This is a genomic window from Microcystis sp. Msp_OC_L_20101000_S702 (genome assembly GCF_007095705.1).
GTDB classification, from domain to species: domain Bacteria; phylum Cyanobacteriota; class Cyanobacteriia; order Cyanobacteriales; family Microcystaceae; genus Microcystis; species Microcystis ichthyoblabe_A.
This window is the reverse complement of record NZ_SFBO01000109.1, coordinates 1-4,135: the sequence shown is the minus strand read 5'-3', so window position 1 is coordinate 4,135 and position 4,135 is coordinate 1. Positions and strand designations below refer to the sequence as shown.

Genomic DNA, 4,135 nt, shown 5'->3' with positions numbered 1-4,135 from the left:
TAAGACCAGAACAGAGTAAATCTGTTAAGGCAGGTGCGGAACCCCGCAAGGGAAAGAAGCAGAAACCTAAATCGTGAGGTTTGGGAATCACCGTCCGTTTACGGCGGTGAGGATGTCAATATTAGTTGTTTTTTTTCGAGATCGAGCTAGACTTAATTAACCTGTTAAGTAGTTGGACAAAAGTAAAGTTAACTGTGGGGTAAGGAGTCAGGAGTCAGGAGTCGGTCGTCAGTAAGAATTGCGGCAATTTACATTTCTTAAGATAGACAACAGAATTTATGTCCGACTACTTACACAATCAATTCTAGAGCTTGCCAACGGCTAATAGGGTCAATTTTGGCCGCTAACTGGTTCCTGTGTCAATCGACTTTTTTTATTAGCGGCGAAATCGATTTGACCACGTTTAGGATCATTGTCATCATCTCTAGACAACCAGCTATTGTTCTGACGTTCCCCAAAACCAGAGACTTCCTACCTGACAATTAAGATAACTTCTAGATTAGCTGACCAATTTTGTGTAGCTGTTAACTTTTGTAAAAAAAACATCGTCTGCATCCCATTGTACAGCTAGACTAAAAATAGCTAGAAAAAGCAGTTAGATCGGCAAGAGAGAAAAGGTACAAACCCTGACTGGGAGATGAAGGGTAAATACGCAAATAAGCCTCAATTCCGCTCTAAAGTTGGCTTTACCGACAGCGAGAGACCAGATTAATCAGGGAAATATCGTCAGATAAACTAATCAATATAGCTTCTTAGGTGTCTGGGAGTGAAAAAGACAGAGAACGAGGGTTTTCTAGTTCCTATAACTGCACTAATCAGAGACCTAGAATTTACCTCTAAACCGACAACTAAATTATCAGGAGAATTTGGGTTATGCCGACTCTACACACGCTGACCAATGATAGTATCTCTTGTTCCTTGTCCGATCGCATGGAGAATGTCAATTTCCACTGCGAATTAGAAAATCAAATTCATCCCACCTACGGCCTCGAAAACCTAGGCATGAAAAATCTCGGTCGCGTTTATCGCAATCTTTCCGTACCGCAATTAGTCGAACAGGCGATCGAACATCATGAGGGCGTTTTAGCCGATAATGGGGCTTTAGTGGTGGAAACGGGTAAATATACCGGTCGTTCCCCCAAAGATAAATTCATTGTCAAAGAAGCCAATAGCGAAAAGGAAATCGACTGGAATCAGCATAACGCCCCGATTAGCGAGGAAAAATTCCAGCAGTTATACCGAAAAGTCCTCGCCTATGTGCAGGGAAAAGACCTATATATCTTCGATGGTTACGTCGGGTCCGATCCTAATTGTCGCTTTGGCGTGCGCGTTGTCACCGAAATCGCCTATCATAATCTTTTTGCCCATCAGTTATTCCTCCGGCCCAGTGCGATCGAACTAGCTGCCCATGAAACTGATTTTACCGTGATTGCCCTGCCGGGGTTACAGGGAGATCCCGAAGATGACGACCTGAACAGCGAAGCCTTTATCGTCCTCAACCTGGCCAAAAAAATCGTTCTCATCGGTGGCACTCGCTACGCTGGCGAAATCAAAAAATCCGTCTTCTCGATGATGAACTACCTGATGACCAAACAAGGGGTTTTACCGATGCACGGTGCCGCTAACATGGATAAACACGGTCATACAGCCCTCTTTTTCGGTCTCTCCGGTACGGGTAAAACCACCCTTTCCGCCGATCCTAAACGCAGCCTCATCGGTGATGATGAACACGGTTGGTCAGAAGACGGCATTTTTAACTTTGAAGGCGGTTGTTATGCTAAAACCATCCGTTTAAGTGCCGAATACGAACCCCAAATCTGGGCGGCGATTCAATTTGGCACTATTCTCGAAAACGTGATCCTTTCCCCCGATAATCGCCTTCCCGACTATGATGATGGACGTTTGACCGAAAACACCCGCGCCGCCTATCCCCTGCGTTATATCCCTAATTGTGCCGTATCTGGCATGGGAACCCACCCGAAAACGATTATCTTCTTAACTGCCGATGCTTTTGGGGTACTGCCACCAATCGCCAAATTAACCACGAACCAAGCGATGTATCATTTCCTCTCCGGCTATACTAGCAAATTAGCGGGAACGGAACGGGGAATCACCGCCCCACAGGTGACTTTTTCCAGTTGTTTCGGTCAATGTTTCTTCCCTCTCTCACCCCTGGTCTATGCCCAAATGTTAGGGCAACGTTTAGAACAACACCCCGAAACCTCGGTTTATCTGATTAATACCGGTTGGTCTGGCGGTCCCTACGGAGTCGGCGATCGCATTTCGATCAAACACACCCGCGCTATGGTTTCCGCCGCTTTAAATGGCGATTTAGAGGAAGTAGTTTTCCATCCTCATCCCATCTTTCAAGTTCTCGTCCCCGAAATTGTCCCCGGAGTTCCCAAAAAAATCCTCGACCCGCGACAAGCATGGCAAGATGGCGAATCCTACGACCTACAGGCGCGAGAATTAGCCCATCGTTTCGTGGAAAATTTCCGTCAATTTACCACTGCCTCCCAAGAAATCATTGCAGCCGGTCCAATTTGGGAATAACAGCATCAAGGAATCGGTTATCAACTATCAGTTAAAATGAGATTTTCTCGCAGTTTAATTGCCGTCGGGTGTATTGGGGCAGCCTAATACACCAGCAATACTGCTATCTATTACCCATAGCTTGTCCGGCGAGATAACCAGTGGTCCAAGCGCTTTGAAAATTAAATCCTCCCGTGACTGCATCGATATCTAGTACCTCCCCGGCAAAATATAACCCCGGACAGATTTTACTTTCCATAGTTTTAAAATCCACTTCCTGAAGATTCACTCCCCCAGCGGTGACAAATTCCTCCTTAAACACCCCTTTTCCTTTGATTTGATATTCCCCTTGCTGTAATTCAATCATTAATCGATTGAGAGTATTTTTAGATAATTCTGCCCAGGGAGTTTCCGAGTTAACAGTCAAGTAACTTAATAAACTCTGCCAAAGACGCTTAGGTAACTGTTCAAAGGGACAATAATTAAAAAGTTTTCTTTTGGGATATTCACTTTTAGTTTGTAAGATAATTTCTCGCAATTTTTCAGGATGATAATCCCCTAACCAATTAATTATTAAAGGCATTCGGTAATGCTGCTCGTGAAGCACCCGCGCTCCCCAAGCAGAAAGTTTTAAAATAGCCGGTCCACTAACTCCCCAATGGGTAATTAATAAAGGTCCGATTTGTTCTAATTTACTTCCCCCAAGACGAACTCGCACTTTATCCACAGCAACCCCTAACAAATCTTGCAGACGAGGATCGGCAATTTGAAAGGTAAATAAAGAAGGGACAGGAGAGACTAGAGAATGACCTAAATCTTGAGCGGTGCGATAACCAAAAGGACTACTTCCCGTAGCAATTAAAAGCTTATCTGCCCTAATTTGCTCATCTCTTTTTAATTCAATTAAAAAACTTTCTTCCTGTTTTTTTACCGATTTAACTGGGGAATTTAGCCTTAAATTAACCCCAGCAAAAGTCGCACTTTCCCGCAGACAATTAACAATAGTTTCAGAATTATCGGTGCTGGGAAACATTCGCCCATCGGCTTCTGTTTTGAGTTTTACCCCCCGCAATTCAAACCATTTAATAGTATCTTGGGGTTGAAAACGACTAAAAGCTCCCCGTAGTGCTTTGCCACCGCGAGGATAATAATTAACCAATTGGGAAACATCAAAACAATGATGGGTGACATTACAGCGTCCCCCTCCCGAAATCCGCACTTTCGCCAGAGGTTCTTTTGCCGCTTCTAGGATAGTAACGCCAGCTTTGGGGTTAGATTCTGCCGCTTTAATTGCGCCAAAAAATCCCGCTGCCCCGCCACCAATTACGACTATTTGAGTCATATAAGTAAGTGGTTATAATTAAATTGAAGATAGATTTTGTCTTTGATCCCCCCTGCCCCCCTTGATAAGGGGGGTGCCGATCCCCCCTTGATCCCCCCTTGATAAGGGGGGTGCCGATCCCCCCTTAATCCCCCCTTGATAAGGGTAGGGTTGATTCATTTAAATTAAGTATAGCTGATTTTGAGTCAATAAATTTGATCGAGGATTCTCAAGTTTATCTTTTTCTAATCAAAAGAGTTAGTCATAATAACTAATCTTTAA

Annotated in this window: 2 protein-coding genes; one reads left to right on the top strand and one right to left on the bottom strand. The window is 44.1% G+C overall.

All coding sequences use genetic code 11. From position 1 onward, the window contains the following. Positions 1–873: 873 nt before the first annotated feature. Entirely contained in the window at positions 874–2,553 is a 1,680-nt protein-coding gene (pckA, locus tag EWV60_RS11895; protein ID WP_287232441.1) for a phosphoenolpyruvate carboxykinase (ATP), read from the top strand. A gap of 103 nt (positions 2,554–2,656) precedes the next feature. Here pckA and EWV60_RS11890 read toward each other — a convergent pair whose 3' ends face one another. Further along, positions 2,657–3,874 (bottom strand): BaiN/RdsA family NAD(P)/FAD-dependent oxidoreductase, encoded by a 1,218-nt coding sequence (locus tag EWV60_RS11890; RefSeq protein ID WP_149106624.1) that lies wholly within the window; start codon positions 3,872–3,874, stop codon positions 2,657–2,659. Positions 3,875–4,135 lie beyond the last annotated feature (261 nt).

Excerpts from the sequence above, each read along its gene's own strand:
- pckA (WP_287232441.1), top strand. The coding sequence starts at position 874 with ATGCCGACTCTACACACGCTGACCAATGATAGTATCTCTTGTTCCTTG.
- EWV60_RS11890 (WP_149106624.1), bottom strand. The coding sequence starts at position 3,874 with ATGACTCAAATAGTCGTAATTGGTGGCGGGGCAGCGGGATTTTTTGGC.